Genomic DNA, 20,344 nt, shown 5'->3' with positions numbered 1-20,344 from the left:
GCATTTGTCAAATTCTTCTAAATTTAATTGAGCAAAAAAAGAGCTGGGTTCATCGTCCCCAACTCCTTTGGTACGTCAATAATCAAAATGATATCTTATAATCGTTGTTTATAAGCTTATTTATTCATACATAATGTCATTATGACCTAATAAATAAACTCACGAACGCCAAGCAATCTTAAAGGTCTGCTTACCATCAATTGAATCAACATTTTCAACATCCCCATTAACCGGTGCGTGGCTGATCACAAATCCGGGATGTTGATGACTGGTAAAATTAAACTGATAGGCAATCCCAGCCCTTTCTTTCTTTGCTTTCATCACACCATAACTACCATCGGACAATTTCACAATTTGATCTTGCTTTTTATCTGGATTGACATAGATTGTTGTCATAACCTGCACCTCCAAGATCATTATAGTGCTTAATACCCCAATTAGTTAATGCTTCGCAAAATAATGGAATCACTCACCTTCCTGAAAAGAATGGCCATTAAGCCACACCGTTAAAATTGACTGCCACTCTGTTAAATAAATGCAAAAAATGTCAATCCCCAAAAATGACATTTACTCTTCAACTCCCAAGATGTCAAAGGGGCTCATATATCTCGTTTTCATAATGATTTCGGAGATTTCCTTCGGGCTCTCCGGATTTCCTTCAGCCAGCCAAACTTTAATAATACTCATCAATCCTGATACGATAATTTCGTGAGCAAAGTTCGCTGGAATCTGCTTTGTCATGCCCATTTCACCTTTAAGTCGAAAAAGATCGGCATCGATAATTTCCGTTAACACTTGCTTGACCCTTTCTTCCAGCCGACCATCCCCCTTAGGTCCCAGCAAAACCCGAATCAGGTTAAACTCACGATCAATATATTGAATGATCTTATCAACAACTGGGTAGGTTTGTGGTTTGCCGGACGATAGGTCCTGATAGGTCATTGTGTCTGTTAAATTGTTTTTCATGAGATTTTGAATATCAGTTAAAATTTGATTTTCAAAATGATCGATCATCGCAAATTTGTCTTGATAATGAGCATAAAAAGTACTGCGATTAATCTTCGCATATTTCGTAATATCACTAACCGTCATTCTATCGACACCTTTGGTCTCAGCCAAGTAAATGAAAGCTGAACGAATCTTTCTTTCTGTCTGAATAACTTTCTGATGAACGGCCATCACCTATCCCACCCTTTCAATTAACTGATTTAAGCATACACGATTATATACTTGAAATCAACGTATTGTCGTTTTAAATCAATAATGATGATGATCGATTTCTATTCACAAAACTCTCATTCAAACATTGCCGGTGCCAACAATACCCGCTAATTAACCGCAAATTTTGTGATCATATTATATCTACTTGATTGTTTTTAACCAACACTTATTGCATTTTTGATGGTTGCTTAATCTTGATTGACCGATTATAGTAATCGTAAACAACAACCTGTTGGTTAAAAAGGAGAGAATATGATGGCATATATCGACATTATTCATGAATCAAAAATATATGGCAGCGGTGAACGAGAAGTTCGGGCTAACGATGATGTCAATTTTACAATTCAAAAGGGAGAATTGACCGTTATCGTTGGTGCTTCCGGTGCCGGGAAATCCACCCTGCTAAATATTTTAGGAGGAATGGATTCTCCCACGAAAGGCCAGGTAATCATTAATAGCAAAGATATTTCCAAATACTCCAGTCGGCAAATGACAACGTATCGTCGTAAATCCATTGGGTTTGTTTTTCAATTTTATAATCTGATTCCAAACCTAACCGCAGCGGAAAACGTTGAACTGGCGGCTCAAATATCACCTCACTCACTTAATGTTCAGGACGTGATGGCAGAAGTCGGGTTAAACCAAAGAATGGCCAATTTCCCTGCCCAATTATCGGGTGGTGAGCAACAGCGTGTCGCAATTGCACGTGCCATTGCAAAAAATCCCGAACTGCTTTTGTGCGATGAACCAACCGGGGCTTTGGATTACAAAACAGGAAAAAGTATCTTAACATTACTTCAAAATTTCAGCCGCCGTTCCGGGAAAAACGTCATTATTGTCACCCACAACGGCATGATTAAACCAATGGCCGACCATGTCATTGAAATTGGTGATGGCAAAGTCAAACAAGACGTTCTAAATCCCAAACCGACACCGATTCAGCAAATCGAATGGTAGGTGAGCCAAAATGAAATCAATTTTAAGAAAAAATATTTTTCGCGAGTTTCGCTTTTCATTTGCCCGCTTCATTTCAATAGCGACACTGCTGGGGCTTGGCGTTTTTGTGCTTATCGGCCTAAAGGTAACCGGCCCGGACATGCGTACCACCGGAAATGACTACTATACTGCCCATAAAATGGCAGATGCAGTGATTAACAGTAATACCGGCATTACCAAAGCAGATCAAGCATATATGCGTCAATTACCGCACGTCAAAAAAATAGAATTCGGCACCTCCAAAGACGCTATTATCAAAGGAACCAATGATAGCATTCGGTTAAATTCCAAAACCGATAACCTTTCAATTAATCAAACAATTTCTGGCCGATTACCAAAAACAAAGAACGAAATCGCTCTAAGCAGCAATGAAAGATCCCGTTACAAGATCGGTGAAACATTGCGTTTGGTAAATAATCATAACCAATCACGTATTTCAGGACTGAAAAATGCTTCCTATAAAATTGTTGGCTTTGTGACTTCCAGTGATTATTTAATGAAGGAAAACCTGGGTGCCACTTCAGCCGGAACCGGTCAACTATCCACTTTTGGTGTCGTTGTCAAGGATGTCTTTACAAGCACCCAACCAACGATTGCACGACTCAGTTACAATAATGTTCATGGAAAAAGCTACACAGATAAGTATGAGAAACAAGTTCAGTCTAATGTGGATAATGCCGAAAGCCGATTAAACAATCGTGCAAAGGGTCGCAGAAATCAGCTAAGATCTTCGGCATTAAAGAAAATTGAAAATAAAAAAAAAGAGTTGGCCACTCAGCAAACAAAGCTTAATCAAAGTAAAAAGCAATTATCGGCAGCCTCAAAACGATTAAAGTCGTCGAAGGATCAACTGAGTCGTGCCCAATCGACGGGCCGGATTCCTGTTGGTCAATTATCTGCTCAACAAAACCAGTTGGCTACCCAAACCGCACAACTTAAAGCCAGTTACAAACAACTTGCAATTAGTCAAAACAAAATCAACCGTGCTCGTCAAATAATGATTGATCAGCGTCAAGCAATTAATCGTTTTCCGGCTATTATCTATCAGATTCAAAGTCGGAACGACTATAATGCCGGATATAATCAATTTGGTGAAAATGCCAAACGAATCGACGTGCTTTCAAACACCTTCCCCATTATATTCTTTGCCGTGGCTATTTTTGTTAGTTTAACCACAATGTCTAGAATGGCGGAAGAAAAGCGCCAAGAAATCGGCACACAGCGGGCTTTGGGTTATACAAAATTCGATACGATGAAAGTCTTCTTGATTTATGGCACATTAGCCGGTCTTCTAGGATCGATCATAGGTGCTTGGTTGGGGACGGGCTTACTTCCAAGAAAGATTTTCGACGCGTATGCAGCAAATTTCGTTATACCCAACTTTCAAACGCCACCATCCGGCTTTTGGATTGGTATTTCCATTCTCATTTCATTAATCTGTACGATCACGCCTGCAGTTTGGGTCACTTCTAAAATGTTAAAGGATCAACCGGCAACACTGATGTTACCCAAACCGCCAAAATCCGGTTCGAAAGTTTTGTTGGAGCATGTCCCATTTATCTGGCGGCATTTATCATTCAACTACAAAGTAACCGTTCGGAATCTTGCTCGTTATAAAGGGCGCATGCTTATGACAATTTTGGGTGTATTAGGATGTACCGCACTTCTGATAACAGGTTTTGGCATCCGGGATTCTTTAAATGGCATTGTCAATACCCAGTATCAGAATATTATTCATTACGATGTTATTGGCATCTTTAATTCTCACGCTTCCCAAACAAAACAAAATGATTACAAAAAGGCTGCAAATAATCTATCCGGGGTTAAACACGAGACAACGGTTTATTATGAGTCCGTGACTTCAAGACCAAAGGGAATGATTAATAATCAAAACATTTCAATGATTGTGCCAAAATCTGCTCATAACTTTGATAAATTTGTGACCTTAAAGAACCCCGATACCGGAAACACACTCAAACTATCTGATAAGGGCGCTATCATCACTCGTAAAATGGCAACCCTGTCCCATTTAAAAGTTGGCGATAAACTGACCATAAAGGAAACCAACGGCGAAAAACATCAGGTCAAAATTGCCGGAATAACTGAGATGTATGCTGGTCATTCGCTTTATATGAACGCAAATTATTATCATAAGGCGTTTGATAAACGGGCAACTTATAATGCAAAAATGCTCATGTTAAAAGACCGATCATCCAAGAATATTGATCGGGTCTCACGTCAATTAACCCGACTGGATGCTTCCGTCACTGCTGTTCAATCGGACGATGCCAAAGCGACAATTAATCATATTTTGGCAGGATTAAACCACTTGGTCCTAATCATTATCGGGGCTGCTTCACTATTAGCGTTCGTGGTATTGTTTACGCTGACCAATATCAACGTTTCCGAACGGATTCGAGAACTTTCGACTATTAAAGTGCTTGGCTTCTACCCTATGGAAGTTGTCATGTACGTCTACCGAGAAACTTTTATTCTTAGTTTGGCAGGTGTTCTGTCCGGCTTTGTGGGAGGATCGTGGCTGCATAACTACATTATGCAAACATTACCTCCCGAGACCGCAATGGCAGACATGACCCTTTTATGGACTAATTTTACAACTTCCGGTGTCATGACCTTGCTTTTCTCAATGATTGTAATGGCAATCATGGCTTACAAAATCCAACGAGTAGACATGCTGGGCGCTTTAAAATCAGTTGATTAGCCTTTTATAACTCATCATTAACAAAAACAGGTTATCCTTCACAGAGAGAAACTCTGCAAAGGACAACCTGTTTTCTTACCAACTAAATGAAATATCAACTGTTTATTTTTTCGGCTCATTCACCGGCCACTGGGGTTTCTCCCCATTCAGTACCCGAACCACTTCACTTGCCGCGTCAACGGCCATCCGCGAAAAGCTTTCAACCGTACTTGAACCGATGTGAGGTGTTAAAAGTACATTGTCAAATTGAAATAAGTCACTATCTAATGGTAACGGCTCTTCTTCAAAAACATCCAAGGCCGCTCCGGCAATTTGGTGAGTCTTTAAGGCATTGATTAAGGCACTTGTATCAATCAACCCACCACGTCCCAAATTGATCAGGACACTTGACCGTTTCATTTCGGCAAGTTGATCCTTTCCAATAATGTGATGGGTAGCCGGATTTGAAGCCAAATGTAGCGTCACAATATCAGCTGTTTTCAACAACGTGTCCAAATCGACAAATTTCCCATAAGGAGATTCTTTTTTCGATCGGTTATAAATGAGAATCGGCATGTCCAAGGCGCTGGCTTTTTTGGCAACTTGCTGGCCAATGTGGCCGTATCCAATGATTCCCAACGTTTTGCCCGCCAAATCGAAGCCCCGATGTGCCAATGCGTACGTATAATTGCCCTTTCGCATTTCAGAAGAAGCTTTGGTCACATTTTTGGATAAATCAAATATTTCAGCCAACGTGGTTTCTGCAACCGTTGCCGCATTTGCATTTGGTGTATTGGTCACCCAGACACCATGTTGGGCACTTGCATCCAAGTCTATACTGTCATAGCCAACACCATGTCGGGCAATGATTTTTAGGTTGGGCATCTGCGACAATACAGCCTCTCCAACGTGATCCAGAAAAATAATCATCCCATCAGCATCCCGACCATGCTCCAAAAGGCCATCGGTAAAGTTGCCATCAACTTCTATGATGTCAATTCCCCGATCCGTTAAAAATTTTTTTCCGTCTTCAGATAACGATTTTGGTACTACAACCTTTTTACTCATGTTAAATCCCCCATTAATGATCAATATTTTTTGAAGCATAGTCTAACATATCTGCCGTTTGCTGGTTTAATAAAGGTGGCAGCTTGTCAAAATCGAAATAGGCCAGTTTGACCGTTTCGTCCGTTTCCGATTGTAAGGGCTGTCCACCAATCTGCTTTACGTGATAAAGTGCCGAAATTGTTTGAGTGACGTCACCATTCGGGTATCGCACTTCGCCCTTGTCAAATATTTTTAAAAAACGGATAATGTCCACGTCAATGCCACTATCCTCTTTGTATTCACGAACACAGGCCTGTGCATAGGTTTCACCGTACTCTAAATAACCACCCGGTAAACTCCAGTTATGGGTATCGGTTCGCAGGTTCAATAAAACCTGGCCTTCGCCATTTAGCAGGATACCGGCAGCCGTATTCATTATAATCGGTGTGTGACCAACTAATGAGCGAATCATCGAAACGTAATCTATTGCCATTAATCATCCATCCTTCTCGTATTTATTATCGACACTTCTTTATGATTAAGGATACATGCTTTAAAAAATTTAGTAAAATGCATTTTAAATAAATAGCTGATTTTTTGACTGATATCAAGATATAGTCTTAATAAAGACACCAAATGATCAATTTTCATAACAAAAAGAGACTTAAATTTGATGTCGATCAGACAATGCTTTAAACTAAAGATGTAAGCGGTTAATAGTCATTTAAAAGGAGTGATTTTAATGTATGAGCACATTTTAGTACCACTTGATGGTAGTGAAAATTCTCGAAAAGCATTAGATGTCGCCATTAAATTGGCAAAAACCTTCTCATCCAAACTATCATTACTATCAATTGTTGATAATCGTAATTTTGCAATGCCGGCAACTGCAGCCGCTGCGCCAAACAGCAGCTATTCTGAATTAACCAGTTATGCTCACGACATTGTTGACGACGGGCTGAAAACCGTTAAAGAAAATGGTTTGGATGCCGAGACAATCGTCACTCAAGGATATCCAAAATCAGTCATTGCAACCGATGTGCCAAAGCAAAACAACATTGATTTAATCGTTATCGGTAAATCAGGTCGGGGTGCTATTGACAGATTCATTATTGGTTCAACAACTGCTTACGTTGTTAGAAACGCAACTGTTCAGGTATTGGTTGTTAGTGATGATGCATAGGCCAGTACTATTATAGTAACAATCATTTAAATTCATAACGAAAGGGCACTTATCAGAGACATAATAGTCGTCTCAATAAGCGCCCTTTTAATTTACTTGGATGAAAAGGTTGTTGACCAATACGTGGAAATAAACAAGTTAGCCACAATCCCTAAAACAGTCGACTTCATAGCAAAACCGCTAAATGCCTGTCAGATCATTTTTACCACAGATATTGAACCGGATCTTTAATGTATTTGTCGTAAACGTCACGCACAATTGCCATCTGATCATCACTTAAAGCCGGCAATTCAGCTGCAGTTGTATTGCGTTCAATTTGATTAGGATTACTTGCACCGGGGATAACGGCCGAAACAGCATCATACATTAAGATAAATCGAAGAGCCATTGCGGCCAGGTTATCTGTTCCGAGTCGCTCTTTCAATTCGTCAGCGGCTTTCACACCAGTCAGGTAGTCAACCCCCGAGAAGGTTTCCCCCTTACTGAAGTGTTGGCCGTTCCGATTGTTTGTACGGTGGTCCTCAGGGGCAAATTTTGTGTTGGCTGTGTACTTACCGGATAACAAACCGCTTGCCAACGGTACCCGAGCCAAAACGCCAATGTTATTTTTCTTAGCTAAATCAAAGAACAGGTCGGCCGGTCGCAATCTGAACATATTAAAAATGATTTCGACTGCCGAAATATCATAAGACATCGCTTTAATTGCTTCTTCAACACGCTCGACGCTGACGCCGTAGTGCTTAATCTTGCCTTCTTTTTTCAATTGGTCCATCGTAAAGAAAGTTTCCGGCATATAATAAACACTCATCGGCGGACAATGTAATAACACACAGTCCAAGGTTTCAAGATTCATATTTTTAAGTGATTCATCAACATAGCGTGTTAAATGTGCTGCATCGAAATGTTCAACACTCAACGGTTCTTCTTTACGGCCAATCTTAGTGGTGAAATGAACATCGGGGTGACTGTTAATGAACTTACCGACCGTTTTTTCGCTTTTACCATCCTGATACCCGTCTGCGGTATCAAAAAAGTTAACACCGTGATCATAAGCTTCTGAAAGCGTATCATAGGCATCCTTTGCATCAAAAGGTGTTCCCCATTTACCGCCAAGCTGCCAAGTTCCTAATGAAACGTCACTGATTGAAAAACCTGTTTTACCAAATTTTCGGAATTCCATAATTGTATTTCCTCCTTAAAACAGTTTTTTTGCATCTTTAATTATTACATACAAATGGCTTAAACTGACCTTCTACTACAGTACTGTGAACATAACTTCTGCTGTTTTCCCATACCTCTAACAATAGATGTTCAAGTATACTCGAAGTCAAGTGAAACTTTTGAAATTTTCATTAGCTTTTAAATGAAGCATAAAACGAGCCATCGTAAAAACAAAATACTTGTCTCTCGTGAATGACTCGCTTTAATCATTAGAAAAATAAATTAATATTTTCCTTGAATCACAATTTTTTTATTGCCAGTGACGTAATTTCCGTTTCTTAACTGATAGTTGGTCACCTTGTTGTTCTTAATTATTTTCTTAATCTTTAAAATTGTACCGCGTTTATAATGATTTATTCGATTAGATTGCTTGGTTGACCTATAAACATCTACACCTTTTTTTGCAATAACCGTAATCGTTTTTGATTTCGGCAAGGTCTGATAATAAAGTCGTGCCACATAGCTTGGACGGGCCGTTACATACCCGACTTTCCCGAAAAGCCTGCTCTTATTGTTTGTATCACGTACCTTATACCTCAATGCATGATTTCTGGACCGGGCTGTACCGACAACTGTGAACGTGTCCGCATTGATCCGACTCTTTTTCTGATAATGAGTTAGCTGATTCTTTTTGGTAAAATCCGTGTGCCGATACAAGTAAATCGACTTTTTAGCATATATCTTGAATGGATACTTTGTTCTCTTTTTCTTAGTGGTAACGGTCGTACTGCCACTGTCCGTGCTGGAAGACGCAGCCGAACTACTCGTTGACGACACAGAACTGCTGCTTGCGCCGATATTGCTTGAGGAAGAACTCGCACCCGTTTCGGTAGCGGGTGGGGTGGAAGGTGCCGGTGTTGTGGTGCCGCCCGTCTCAATTGGTGTGCCGTAAACCTGGAACTCAACAAGTCCAGCCGTCCAGGCCGCATTTTGAGGGGATTTTCCAACCTTTAAAACCTTGGAAACGTTGAGTCTGACATAACGTGCCCGACCTGATAGTTTATCGCTAACAAAACCGACCATCGTATTTGCGGACTCATCGGCAGCTTTTTGCCATGTCCTGCCATCCAGACTGGTTTCAATTGTATATTGACTAAATGACTCTGAACCGTTGTATAAATTGAAACTAACATCTGCGTGAGAAAGATTATAGGACTTTTGCAAATCCACTGTATAGGTAAATGGCACTTGTGGTTGGCCATCTTTACCAATTGGTTTGAAATAGGTTGAATTGCCCCCAGATGTATTCAAATTCATTGCATCGCCGTTATTAGCCTGGTTCAGCCCAAAATCACCAGTCGCGACACTACCTGCTGCATCCGTTGTTGCCGGTTTCCCTTGGGACAGCAACTGATCATTGCCTGTTGTAATTTCACCGGTGGCATTATCAAGTTGCCAACCGGGCGTATAAGCCATCGACATCGACGGATTGTCAGAACTGGGATCTTTAATGGTTAAGGGCAACCAAACATAAGTCGATTCGCCCAACTTATCCGGGTTCCATCGATCACCCATGTAAATATAACTAGTTTGCTTAGTCCCGTTGACCGCCATAATCCCCGTTGGTTGGCTATAGTAGGTCGAATTATTACCGAGAAGTCCTGCCGGCACTTTTGCACCACTTGGCGTTGTTGAAGATTCCCAACCATTTTCATCACTCAAATTCTTAGTGTACGAATAACGGGCCTGGTTTGGATACCATCCGGATTGAGACGAGTTAATCATAAAATAGTATTGGCCGTCTTTCACCAGTGCCGGAGCTTCTCTTCTTGCTCCCGGAAAGACCAGATACGATTTCATCGCGTTTTTATCGACATCTGTAAAATCAGCATTCAACTCATAAATACGCATATTCGAACCGTCTTGAGTTGAGACAATATAAGCTTTATCGCCGTCTTGAAACAGCGTGAAGTCCCGCGAACCAGTCCCCCACGTACTTTCATCACTGTAATCACTAATCGGTTGACCCGTCTTATCAAACGTGGCCGACTGGTCAGTGACCCGCCAATTACGATTGGTGGCATTTGCTCCTGGACGCCAGTGTCCCAGGAATTGATAATCCCCGTCAATTGTTTTACTGGTTGCCACACAGATTTGGCTCGAGCTGTAACCACCGGCACTTTCCCAATGTGCCCATACAACGTATTCTTTTGTTTTTGCGTTATAAAGAATTTTTGGCCGTTCGATTGTCGCGTTTTCCAACCCTTTATCGGTTAAGCTTGGGGCCAATATGGTTTTCCGATAGGTCCAATTCACCAAATCGGTTGAAGAGTACAATGTAATACCGTTAAAACGGCTATTATTTTGACTTTTATCTTCACCAACCCAGTAATAAATTGGCCGACCATTTGCCTGGGTCTGCTTTAAAAAGCCACCACCATGAGCCTGAATCGGAGCACCCTGCGTATCCAACCATTTTTGCCCAACCGGCACAGATGTATAACGGTTAGGATTCTCCTGTTTAGGAAATAAACTGTTTTCACTAATGGCAGAATTCAGCAATGTTGTGGCGGAATCAATTTGATCCTGGGTGGCTGAGGGCTGCTTTTCTAGTGCCGTTGCCATATTTAATGCCCGATTATATCTGTCCTGGCTGATTTGAGCATCATTCCCAATTGAAGATTTGTAGGTTTGAGCGTCAGCAACAGCCTGAACTAACTTTGATTTATCAATAACCGTTTTATTCGAATTTGATGCGGTCACCTGTGTCACTGGGGAACTTTCAGCAGCTGACACCATTGGGATACTGCAGATCAAGGTACCGATCGTTAAAGCAAACAATGTTAACCCTATTTTGTACCCCATTTTAATTTTACCAAACATTAGAAAAACTCCTTCCAAACTACTTAAAATATTGCCCCTATTTTCCTCAGATACAAGTGATAGTCGCGTGTTGGCAACTAATCCCTACTTTCGATCATTAGTACTTGTATTACCTACTACGCACCAAAAGCAACAAATTAGGTTATACTAAAACGCTTACTTGACTATACTACGTCGCTATACGAGAGTGCAAGCGTTTTCTTAAAAGTAAGTAACACATTTCATACCCGTTTTTAGAAAGCGTTTGCAAATTAACAAATAATAGACTATTATTTTATTTGTGATAGTTGTGTATTTTACTAAAATTGCAATCATTTTACTGATCCATAGAGAGGATGATGACAATGCACACACAGAAACAAGCAATCAATCGAATCATACTAACAGCACTGGGGATTTTACTGTTAGCAATCACGTTTATTACAGCACCTAAGGTATCCGCCAGTGGTGAGAACAGTTTTGCTTTAACCGGAAACATATTTATCAACTCGACAACCCAATTGGCAAACAATGTCAAACTCCATTGGCAAGTTGAGCCGGGCGCCGATCATTACGTTATCGATAAGTCCGTCAATGGAACCGACTTTAATCAAATTCAGACGACAACGGCAACCACCAGCGATGATAATCATGTTAATGAAGGAGCTGTTTTTTACAGGATTCGAGCATTCAACAACAATAACCAGCAAATTGGTCAATCAAACATCATTAAAGAAAGTATTCAACAAGATATCACGCTGTCAGATTCTTATAGCAACACCGGAATCTCACAGTTTCATGGAAAAAACGCAGCTTTTAAAGTCAATGACGTTTATTATCGCTACAAACTAACGGTCGAAAGCCATAAGGCGCTATTGGAAGAGGCTTCTTCAAACGACGGCACCCATTTTACAGACTTCAAACCTGTTACGATAAAAAATGATAGTGAATTAGGCGCATGTAAAATTGAATCAGTCAGCATTGAAATGCATAATGGTGTCATTATTGTTTGGGGACATTATGAAAATGCAACTGACTACTCACTCGGTCGTATGATCTGCATTTCAGGAAAGCCCGGACAGCCCTTCATCAATCACGGCAGTTTCCGACCGAAAACTCCTGATGGAACTGAATATCAATCACGAGACCTGTCTTTTTTTGCTGATCCAAACGGAAAAGATGCTTACCTCATTTCTGCAGCAAGTAGTAAATCCGGTCATGCAAATCAAAATACAAACATTTACAAACTAAATTCGGATTGGACGGGTATCGATCCTCAATTTAACCCGATTATTGCAAATAAGGGATTAGGTCGTGAAGCACCATCGATGATTAAAAAAGATAACTGGTACTACTTGTTTACTTCAAAAGCAAACGGTTGGTACCCCAGTGAAGGTGGTTACAATTCCGCAACCAGCATTACCAATTTGGCAACCTCAAAATTGCAGCCGATTGGTAATACTTCCGGCTACGGCGCACAATCCGGCGGTGTCGGTCAGCTCAGTGACCAACCAAACTCACCTTACTTTACGATGGCCAATCGCTGGTCAGCCGGATGGAAATATCCTGATCCTGCCATTGATAATAAGAACGCATCCCGGATGTTCTTAGTCGATATGGATAACGGTTTTGCTGCCTTCGATTATTACCCAACAGTTAAATACGATGTCGGTAAAGACAAAATTGTACCGGTTCAAAATGGCGAAATTTTGTCGGTGAACAAACCAGCTGGCCAGGTCGCAGGTGATACCTCCGCCGTAAAGGACCGTGGCCCTCAAAAAGCCAATGACGGAATCGTCGCGGATTCGACTAACGCCTATCAACCACAGACTTCCGATGGTCAGTATAATTGGACGGTTGATTTGGGGAAATCCTATCACATTAATGAAGTTGACATCTCATTTAAATATATTGGCGGTTCGGAGACATACTCAAAATACTTGATTCAAGGCAGTAATGATGGTAAAAGCTTTACAACCGTTAAAGATAATATTCAAAATCGGATCATTGGCTTCAACGAAAATGTGATATCTTCTTCAAACGATTACCGATATATTCGCCTAAAGGTGTTGGGGACTTATAAGGCTTCAGATGATTCATTGCAGAACTGGGCAGCCGGCTTCAATGAGCTAACCGTCTATGGATCGGATGTTTCGACATCAATCCCCTCAACTCCCAGTCAGCAAACAGAGGCAACCTTAACACCATCCGCTTCCGTTTCATCATCAATGCCGGTTGTTACGCCCTCATCCTCATCAAGGTCTTCAATAAAAACGACTAGTCCTTCTGCAGCACCGTCCGAGACAAGGATCCATGACATTAAACCATTTTGGCTTTATCTCAAAAAAAGTGCCTATCTCTACAACTCGGCGACATTCCATAAATCTAACCGCATAAAGAAATATCACGTTTCCTCCCGAGTCTTCGGACCTACTTTCAAAGTTGTCGCAACGGCAAAATCAGTGAACGGTGTATTAAAATACAAATTATCAACAGGCTATTATATAACTGCTAATCCAAAGTACGTTACCAATCTATACTGGCAACGTTTCAGACCCAAACTAATCGTTATCAATTCTGATGGTGTCAACAGTTTTTATTCAAAAAACTTAACAAAGAAGGAAGCCCACCATAAGAAAAAAGCCGTGTTGAAAATCAGGCGGTTCCTGAGACGGGGCAGCAAAACAGTTTTTCAATTATCCAACGGTTCATATGTATCAGGGAGTAAAAAACTGGTTGGTATTTTAAAGTAAACGCTTGAAGACATTAATCAACTTGGTATAGATGGAGGTATAAAAATGATCACAATTGCAACCAAGTCCATATTTTCCGATACTCGACAACCAAATTTTCTTTACGGTAAGGGCCTTTTAACTACCCATTCCGATGAACAGCATAATGGCCGACTCTATGCAACCTGCGAACATTATGTTAACGGTGTCCCTAATTTTCCAATTTTTGAAAGTATCGACCATGGCCAATCCTGGCAACATATTAGTGATGTTTCCGACCAGGTCAATGGCTGGGGAATGCGTTATCAACCATTTTTGTATGAACTGCCTGAAAAAATCGGAAATTTACCGATGGGCACGTTAATATGCGCAGGCAATTCCATCCCCAAAGATATGAGTGCGACCAAAATCGATCTTTATAAAAGTGTCGATCACGGTCAAAGTTGGCAATATCTTAGTACCGTTGTTCAAGGTGGAACAGCTTCGGTAAAAGACCAGAAGCCTGTTTGGGAACCATTCCTAATTGTGATTAATCATCAATTAGTCTGTTTTTTCTCTGATGAACGGGACAAAAAGGCCCATAGTCAAAAATTGTCTCATAAATTATCTCGAGATGGTCGTCACTGGGGTGCAGAAATCGACGATGTCGCTGTTTCCAACCCTGAAGCCCGCCCTGGCATGGCAACGGTCGCCCGAATGGCAAATGGCAACTATATTATGACGTTTGAAATGGTCGCTGAAGGTGCCATTGTGGTCAACGGCGAACGTAATCGCTCAAACTTTAAAATTTCCCAAAATGGATTGGACTGGCAACCTACCGATCCTGGAACTGAATTCGCCAATGGTGGTTCGCCATATGTCACTGTGTTGAGCGATGGTCGCGTCGTTGCCAACAGTACCGGTAATGAACTTTATGTGAACGATAAAAACGGTGATGGAAAGTGGGCAACGGTTCAAACGCCAATGGCAGGTGCCTATTCACGATCATTAACACCTCTTGGTAACAGTCAGGTACTGATTGTGAGCGCCGGTCCTTACGCTGGTCCAACAGCAAAAGCCGATCATGAACTGACCTCTTTGATCTTCAAAATACCAACGGACTAATCGATCAAAATAAATACTAAATAAAACCAGTTGAAATCTGATCTTGTCAGTTTCCAACTGGTTTTATTTAGTACGTTTTTCCTGATTACTTTCGACCTTTTTTATTGAATCGGGCAGTCGGATCAGTCGCCATAATATTTGCAAAAACGTCCGTTAACGTTTCCGTCTTATCCTCAAATTTTTTATTTAAAATAAGCTGACGGAACTCTTCGATAGAAAGATGTTCAATATCTTTAAATGGTAATGCTGCCGCGTTGGCTTGCTGATTCAATCCGGTTTTCAAAGTTACTACCAACCCCTCTTTACTATTCAGCGTCACAGTATAGTACTCATAATAGCTTGGTGTTTCGTAATTTCCAACCAGCTCTTGGTTTGCTTCAAAGTATTTTCTGATATAATCCTCAAAAGCTTTTTCTGATTTAATTGCATTTCGCCATTCGGTTGCATTAACTTCTGTCATTATTAATCGCTTCTTTCTAGTAATATGTTAACAATCATTCACTCTCAACTACGCATTCAAAAATTGAATACCAAATAACCTGGCACTTGTATCTTGTAACCCGGAGAAACAAATTTTTAAGGACGGTTGATCTAGGTAAATATCCTTTGGTAATTCGATTTCCAACTCAAAGAAGCCATCTTTATCAACTGATTTGGCGTTTGAAGAATCAACGACAATTTGACTTTGGAACTGGTTGTCCGGATCGTTTCCGATATGTGTTGCCAATAATTTACCATCATCACTTTTGTTAAATATTAAAATCATATGCATTTTAGGTTGAGCCTTTTTGATATCAAACCTGTAGCTAAAGTAGCCTGTGACGCCGGCTTGTCTGAAACGCCTGCCATATGCATTGCCGACTTCGGAGTTTTTGGCCTGAAGATGCTTATTAAATTCCCAGTTATTTTGATCAAAGTTAGTCAATTGATCAACAATGCGGTTTTGGTAGGCCTCAATAGCAGCCAGTTTTTCTTGTCGTTGCTTGGCTGCCAAACTACCTGCCTGCTGCCACTGAAAATAGACACCATAACGCTGATCATAAACCTGATAATATGGCACAAATTCAATCTTCTCATCAACTCCCGGAAGTCCAACTTTGACCAAATATCGCTCATTTTCGGTTTGTAACTGATAGTCTGCATGTGCTTTTTTCTGCCAGCTCGGCCAATCCATGTGAGCAGTCAAGGTGCTGGTCGCTGTTTGATTTAACGTCGATATTCGTACCAAGATGCCGTTGGGCCTGTCTGAATCCATTTGATACCGATCCAGTTTACCCGCTAAAACATACGGCCCGTATTTCAAAGAAATATATTGTTGATTATCTGGTGTTGAACCAACCGTTAGTGTCATCGATAAGTTGATTTCAATGACATCACCAGGGACTAATTTCTTAACCTCAACAAAACCAAACGTTTCATTATTAGGTTGTGTCTTTTGATTTTTCTTAACGGATAATCTGCCATGGCTCCAATCAGGATGGCGGAATTTAACGTTAAGCGGCTCTGATGTTTTGTTATCAATCAACTTGGAAACCGTTAATTTAACAGCGCCCACCTTTCGATCAACCTGCATATCCAGTTTTAAATTTTCTTTCGGTAAGCTTAATTGATTTGAAAAGTAACCGGTGGCATAAAGCGTTTGCCCTTCTTTGAAGTAATAGCTGTCGCCAAGTTTGGTAAAACTCTCAATTCCGGTACCGGTACAGCACCAAAACTCATCATAAGGTCGATTAAATACTTTCCGATAGCCAGCCGCCATTGGTTGAAAATAAGTCATCATCCCGGTTTTAGGATTTTGGGAACCCAAAATGGCGTTGCTATACGTACGGTCATAGTAATCAAGATATTTCTTATCACCGGTAACCCTGAACAATTCCCGACTCAGTTTCAACATATTATGGGTATTGCAGGTTTCACAAGTTGTCGCGCCGTCTTCAATCACGGCATCGTGATATAACTGATTGGGATCATGAAAATGTTCACTTTGACTGTTACCACCAGTGGCATAGGTATGGTGATTAATGACAATCCGCCAGAAATTTTCGGCAGCCTTTAAATATATCGGCAATTGTTTTTGATCCTTTTCATACAGATATTGGCCAGCCATCTGAGGATCATCAAAAATTTCATAGCGGCGAATGGCCCCCAAAAGCTTTGGAATGGTCGTATTCGCATGCTTTCCAGGGAGTACATCTTTGGCAGCTGCCAAGTCTTTAAACAGTTCCACCTCGTCAAAATAAGTGGCCGCCGTTAAATGTCGTTCGTCTTTGGTAATTGAAAATAAGTGGTACAATGCATCATTCATACCGCCATACTCGACCTTCAGCATATACTTGGGATCGTCTAATCGACTTACTCTTTGATACACGTAGGATCCAAAGTGTTCGGCAACTTGCAGTGACAACTTGGATAATTGTGGATCAATTTTTTTTCAGGTGTTCATATCCGTCAATTAACCCAGCCAAAATTTTATGGAGATTATACCAGGGTACAATCACGTTTTCCTTTTCGGATTCGGGTACCCGTTTGCCTTCAACCTCGTCTAACGCGACCTCCCTGAAAGCAGACACATAGCCGGCACTTTGAGGATGGCTTTTAGCATAGGCCTGCTGTGCTCGAAAAAGGCCTTCGATCCCAATTCTTAGCTTACTCAGCAATTGACTCCTGGTATCATCATCGCTCACTGAATCGATTGCTTGTGACAACGCCGAAAGATAGTGTCCAAAGAAATGACCACGAAAGTTAGGACCTTCCAAGCGCTCCCAACCGCCATAAGGCTTTGCTGCAACCGGCTTCAAACCCGATACTTGATTAAATCCATATAGGAATCTGCTTGGATCCAATGTTAATAAATAATGAACGGCGTTGCGCTGAGCGTTAAGAATCTCAGGGTCGGATATTCGGACATCTTTTAGAGGAATCGTCTCTCTCATTATTTTTCTTCCTTTCCTTAACCATCATTTACTGATTAACACATTGACAGAGTATGGTTGAACCCGAATTGACGATCCATCTACCGTGGTTTTATTGATTTTAAGATTATTTGATTCACCAATTTTATTTTCAGTTTCTGGATCGGCTGACAGTTCACGATACTGGCCGTTTTGAAAATGTGTGTCTTTTAACAGAATTGTTACCGGTTTGTCTGTCACATTGACCAATTTGAGATAGTATGACTTTATCTTTTCATCAAAGGTCATATTACTATATAGTGGTTGAATGACGGTTGGCATGATTTCAATCTCATTAAATTGATGACCATCAATAGACGTCGTAATCTGTCGATCATGAACATGAATATCAAAATGATATTGATGATCACTTTCCATCGTCCATTGACACTGGTCCCAATCACTCTCCATACCATGGGCACCTCGTTGCTTAATAATTGAATCCTGGTTCTCCCAACCACCGAGAACCCACATAAAGTAATCCGGATCGGACGCTTGACCGAAAATAAGATGAAAGCCTTTATCAGGTCGGCCACCCGTTTTGGTAGCGTCAAAGCTCAATGTGTAATCATCACTATCAGTTTGACCAATTAACTGTCGCTTTCTCTCCAACAACTGACCACCATTAAAGTCTTGTTGGTTGCCGGACTTACGATCTGTAAAGGTCACATTGTTATAGGTAACCTCTGCCAAATCACCTTCAAACCCGAATTGCCCCGTAATTGGCTGATCGTCTTTAACTACTGGATCGGAAAGCCCGTCAATTGAATACTGAACGTTATGGGTTCCCTGATATGTCATAAATAGTTGTTGGACATAATAATTCACAGTCGGGGCGATCTGATGCTGATTCAAGAAAATCAACACCGGATCCCAATCAATATAATCAACGTTGGCAAGCAAAGGAGCATAACAAGCCAACCCGACTTTATCGGCATTGCGTTCCAAACCGGTCATATAACTGGCTTCTACCACGGCGTTATACCATTTATTTTCTTTAGAAGCGTACTCGCCCAGAAATGCTTTGGGCCCTTTTGGATCATAATGGTCATAGCGGTGTTGATTGGCTAAGAACCAGTCTGTTGACATGTAGTAATGCTCGTCAACAAAATCAGATCCATTTTCTTTGGCACTCTTCCAACCGCGGTCGAATTCACTACCGGAAGCAAATGGACCACTCGTATTAATCAATTTAATATTCGGATAGCGTTCCCGAATGGCTTTATGGAAATAAGGATACCGATCAAAGAAAGCCTGACCCACTTCTTCATTTCCAATTGCCAGATACTCCAGTCCAAATGGCTTCGGGTGACCTAACTCGGCCCGTTTTTTGCCCCATTTGGTATCCGTATCTCCGTTCGCAAACTCGATTAAATCTAAGGCATCATCGATCCAAGGCTGTAATTGATCGATGGGTACTGCCCGCTTATGATGGGGATCGTGACCACCGGGCAAAACAGGAAGTGGTTTTGCTCCCAAATCTTCGGCCAACTGGAAATATTCGTAATAACCAAGGCCCAACGTCTGGTTATATCCCCATTTATTCCGACGGGTTGGTCGTTTTTCGACCGGCCCAATCGTATTTTTCCAACGATACATGGATTCACGATCATTCGGATCCAAAGTCCCGTCATGAACTAAGCAACCACCCGGAAATCGCATAAACTTTGGATGCATGGCGGCTAAAGCTTCCCCTAAATCTCGCCGAACACCATTTTCTCGATGATGAAAAGTATCGGTCGGAAATAGTGAAATCATATCAAGATTAAGGTGGGAATTGGGTAATATCTTAACCACTAGGCGACCTTCAATACTGTCCTGATTCGCTTTAATAACGACCTGATATTTTTTCCATCCAGGTACGTCAACCGCAATCACTGCCGTCGGGGAAAGTTGCTGGTGCTGACTATTTTCTAAAAAGACCTGAACCATACCCTTTTCTTTAGCTGATGCAAACATCGAAAAAAGATACGTGTGATCCTCTTGAACAAACATCCCCTGATTAAAGCCCCTGTTGGTAACCGTTAAGTCTTCTGCACCTGATTTGACTGCCAAATAATGTAAATTCTTTGAATTCAACGGTTGATCCGACGAAATGACCGCCTGATCAGGATGATTAATTTCCCACGCATAGGTTTCATGATAGCCCTCGTGGTCGACCGGTTCGAACTCAAAAGACCGGTTTTGAACCATTTCGGCATAGAGCCCACCATCAGCAGCATGATTTAAATCCTCAAAGAAAATGCCGAATAAGTCGTTCAGCGGTACACCAAAGTCACTTTTAATTGTTAGCTTACAGCGTGCCAAGGTTATCGCTCCTTTTTACTTTTTTGTTCATTATAACAACAAGACGAACAAAATTTTTGGTATCAACTATCTAAAATTC

15 protein-coding genes are annotated in these 20,344 nt (G+C 41.1%); 5 read left to right on the top strand and 10 right to left on the bottom strand.

Features of this window, described 5'->3' with window-relative positions; genetic code table 11:
• Window positions 1-159: 159 nt before the first annotated feature.
• Together GQR93_RS05210 and GQR93_RS05205 are read right to left on the bottom strand one after the other, a co-directional pair.
• Window positions 160-417, bottom strand: a complete 258-nt coding sequence (locus GQR93_RS05210; RefSeq protein WP_003553012.1) for a hypothetical protein — start codon at window positions 415-417, stop codon at window positions 160-162.
• 150 nt (window positions 418-567) lie between these two features.
• Complete coding sequence (locus GQR93_RS05205; protein ID WP_003553010.1) at window positions 568-1,179, bottom strand: TetR/AcrR family transcriptional regulator; 612 nt, start codon at window positions 1,177-1,179, stop codon at window positions 568-570.
• A 294-nt stretch (window positions 1,180-1,473) separates the two neighbouring features.
• Between GQR93_RS05205 and GQR93_RS05200 the strand changes: the two genes are divergently transcribed.
• Entirely contained in the window at window positions 1,474-2,178 is a 705-nt protein-coding gene (locus GQR93_RS05200) for an ABC transporter ATP-binding protein (RefSeq protein ID WP_003553008.1), read from the top strand.
• Window positions 2,179-2,188: 10 nt separating this feature from the next.
• Window positions 2,189-4,939, top strand: coding sequence for an FtsX-like permease family protein (locus GQR93_RS05195; RefSeq protein ID WP_003553005.1), 2,751 nt, complete (start codon window positions 2,189-2,191; stop codon window positions 4,937-4,939).
• 102 nt (window positions 4,940-5,041) lie between these two features.
• Here GQR93_RS05195 and GQR93_RS05190 read toward each other — a convergent pair whose 3' ends face one another.
• Window positions 5,042-6,025 (bottom strand): phosphoglycerate dehydrogenase, encoded by a 984-nt coding sequence (locus tag GQR93_RS05190; protein WP_003553004.1) that lies wholly within the window; start codon window positions 6,023-6,025, stop codon window positions 5,042-5,044.
• On the bottom strand, window positions 6,000-6,458 hold the full coding sequence (locus GQR93_RS05185) for an NUDIX hydrolase (protein ID WP_003553003.1): 459 nt from the start codon (window positions 6,456-6,458) through the stop codon (window positions 6,000-6,002). The genes GQR93_RS05190 and GQR93_RS05185 overlap by 26 nt, the downstream gene beginning before the upstream one ends.
• 249 nt (window positions 6,459-6,707) lie before the next feature.
• On the opposite strand from GQR93_RS05185, the gene GQR93_RS05175 reads away from it, so the two are divergent.
• A complete protein-coding gene (locus tag GQR93_RS05175; RefSeq protein ID WP_003553001.1) occupies window positions 6,708-7,148 on the top strand; it encodes a universal stress protein in 441 nt (146 codons plus the stop codon).
• 202 nt (window positions 7,149-7,350) lie between these two features.
• Here GQR93_RS05175 and GQR93_RS05170 read toward each other — a convergent pair whose 3' ends face one another.
• Window positions 7,351-8,328 (bottom strand): aldo/keto reductase, encoded by a 978-nt coding sequence (locus GQR93_RS05170; protein ID WP_003552999.1) that lies wholly within the window; start codon window positions 8,326-8,328, stop codon window positions 7,351-7,353.
• Window positions 8,329-8,591: 263 nt separating this feature from the next.
• The gene (locus tag GQR93_RS05165; protein ID WP_003552998.1) at window positions 8,592-11,192 is read right to left on the bottom strand and encodes a DUF5776 domain-containing protein; all 2,601 of its coding nucleotides are present in this window, start codon (window positions 11,190-11,192) and stop codon (window positions 8,592-8,594) included.
• 344 nt (window positions 11,193-11,536) lie between these two features.
• Here GQR93_RS05165 and GQR93_RS05160 point away from each other — a divergent pair, with 344 nt between their 5' ends.
• The gene (locus GQR93_RS05160) at window positions 11,537-13,924 is read left to right on the top strand and encodes a DUF5776 domain-containing protein (protein ID WP_159298716.1); all 2,388 of its coding nucleotides are present in this window, start codon (window positions 11,537-11,539) and stop codon (window positions 13,922-13,924) included.
• A gap of 45 nt (window positions 13,925-13,969) precedes the next feature.
• Window positions 13,970-15,007 carry a sialidase family protein gene (locus GQR93_RS05155; protein WP_159298715.1) on the top strand — a complete coding sequence of 346 codons (1,038 nt, stop codon included), beginning with the start codon at window positions 13,970-13,972 and terminating at the stop codon, window positions 15,005-15,007.
• An 85-nt stretch (window positions 15,008-15,092) separates the two neighbouring features.
• Here GQR93_RS05155 and GQR93_RS05150 read toward each other — a convergent pair whose 3' ends face one another.
• Genes GQR93_RS05150 through GQR93_RS05135 form a run of 4 tightly spaced genes read right to left on the bottom strand, consistent with a single transcriptional unit; the run spans window position 15,093 to window position 20,265 of the window.
• On the bottom strand, window positions 15,093-15,467 hold the full coding sequence (locus GQR93_RS05150) for a hypothetical protein (protein WP_003552994.1): 375 nt from the start codon (window positions 15,465-15,467) through the stop codon (window positions 15,093-15,095).
• Between the two features lie 48 nt (window positions 15,468-15,515).
• Window positions 15,516-17,375: a beta-L-arabinofuranosidase domain-containing protein gene (locus tag GQR93_RS05145; protein ID WP_159298714.1), complete on the bottom strand. Its 1,860-nt coding sequence runs from the start codon at window positions 17,373-17,375 to the stop codon at window positions 15,516-15,518.
• 52 nt (window positions 17,376-17,427) lie between these two features.
• Window positions 17,428-17,940, bottom strand: coding sequence for a beta-L-arabinofuranosidase domain-containing protein (locus GQR93_RS15575; RefSeq protein WP_159298713.1), 513 nt, complete (start codon window positions 17,938-17,940; stop codon window positions 17,428-17,430).
• 24 nt (window positions 17,941-17,964) lie between these two features.
• Window positions 17,965-20,265 carry an alpha-L-arabinofuranosidase C-terminal domain-containing protein gene (locus GQR93_RS05135; RefSeq protein WP_003552987.1) on the bottom strand — a complete coding sequence of 767 codons (2,301 nt, stop codon included), beginning with the start codon at window positions 20,263-20,265 and terminating at the stop codon, window positions 17,965-17,967.
• Between the last annotated feature and the right edge of the window lie 79 nt (window positions 20,266-20,344).

Origin of the sequence: Lentilactobacillus hilgardii (assembly GCF_009832765.1) — a bacterium.
Lineage (GTDB): Bacteria > Bacillota > Bacilli > Lactobacillales > Lactobacillaceae > Lentilactobacillus > Lentilactobacillus hilgardii.
The sequence above is the reverse complement of the archived record's forward strand: the minus strand, read 5'-3'. Positions and strand labels throughout refer to the sequence as shown.

Coding starts and splice junctions, on each gene's coding strand:
- GQR93_RS05210 (WP_003553012.1), bottom strand. CDS start 417: ATGATCTTGGAGGTGCAGGTTATGACAACAATCTATGTCAATCCAGAT.
- GQR93_RS05205 (WP_003553010.1), bottom strand. CDS start 1,179: ATGGCCGTTCATCAGAAAGTTATTCAGACAGAAAGAAAGATTCGTTCA.
- GQR93_RS05200 (WP_003553008.1), top strand. CDS start 1,474: ATGATGGCATATATCGACATTATTCATGAATCAAAAATATATGGCAGC.
- GQR93_RS05195 (WP_003553005.1), top strand. CDS start 2,189: ATGAAATCAATTTTAAGAAAAAATATTTTTCGCGAGTTTCGCTTTTCA.
- GQR93_RS05190 (WP_003553004.1), bottom strand. CDS start 6,025: ATGCTTCAAAAAATATTGATCATTAATGGGGGATTTAACATGAGTAAA.
- GQR93_RS05185 (WP_003553003.1), bottom strand. CDS start 6,458: ATGGCAATAGATTACGTTTCGATGATTCGCTCATTAGTTGGTCACACA.
- GQR93_RS05175 (WP_003553001.1), top strand. CDS start 6,708: ATGTATGAGCACATTTTAGTACCACTTGATGGTAGTGAAAATTCTCGA.
- GQR93_RS05170 (WP_003552999.1), bottom strand. CDS start 8,328: ATGGAATTCCGAAAATTTGGTAAAACAGGTTTTTCAATCAGTGACGTT.
- GQR93_RS05165 (WP_003552998.1), bottom strand. CDS start 11,192: ATGTTTGGTAAAATTAAAATGGGGTACAAAATAGGGTTAACATTGTTT.
- GQR93_RS05160 (WP_159298716.1), top strand. CDS start 11,537: ATGCACACACAGAAACAAGCAATCAATCGAATCATACTAACAGCACTG.
- GQR93_RS05155 (WP_159298715.1), top strand. CDS start 13,970: ATGATCACAATTGCAACCAAGTCCATATTTTCCGATACTCGACAACCA.
- GQR93_RS05150 (WP_003552994.1), bottom strand. CDS start 15,467: ATGACAGAAGTTAATGCAACCGAATGGCGAAATGCAATTAAATCAGAA.
- GQR93_RS15575 (WP_159298713.1), bottom strand. CDS start 17,940: ATGAGAGAGACGATTCCTCTAAAAGATGTCCGAATATCCGACCCTGAG.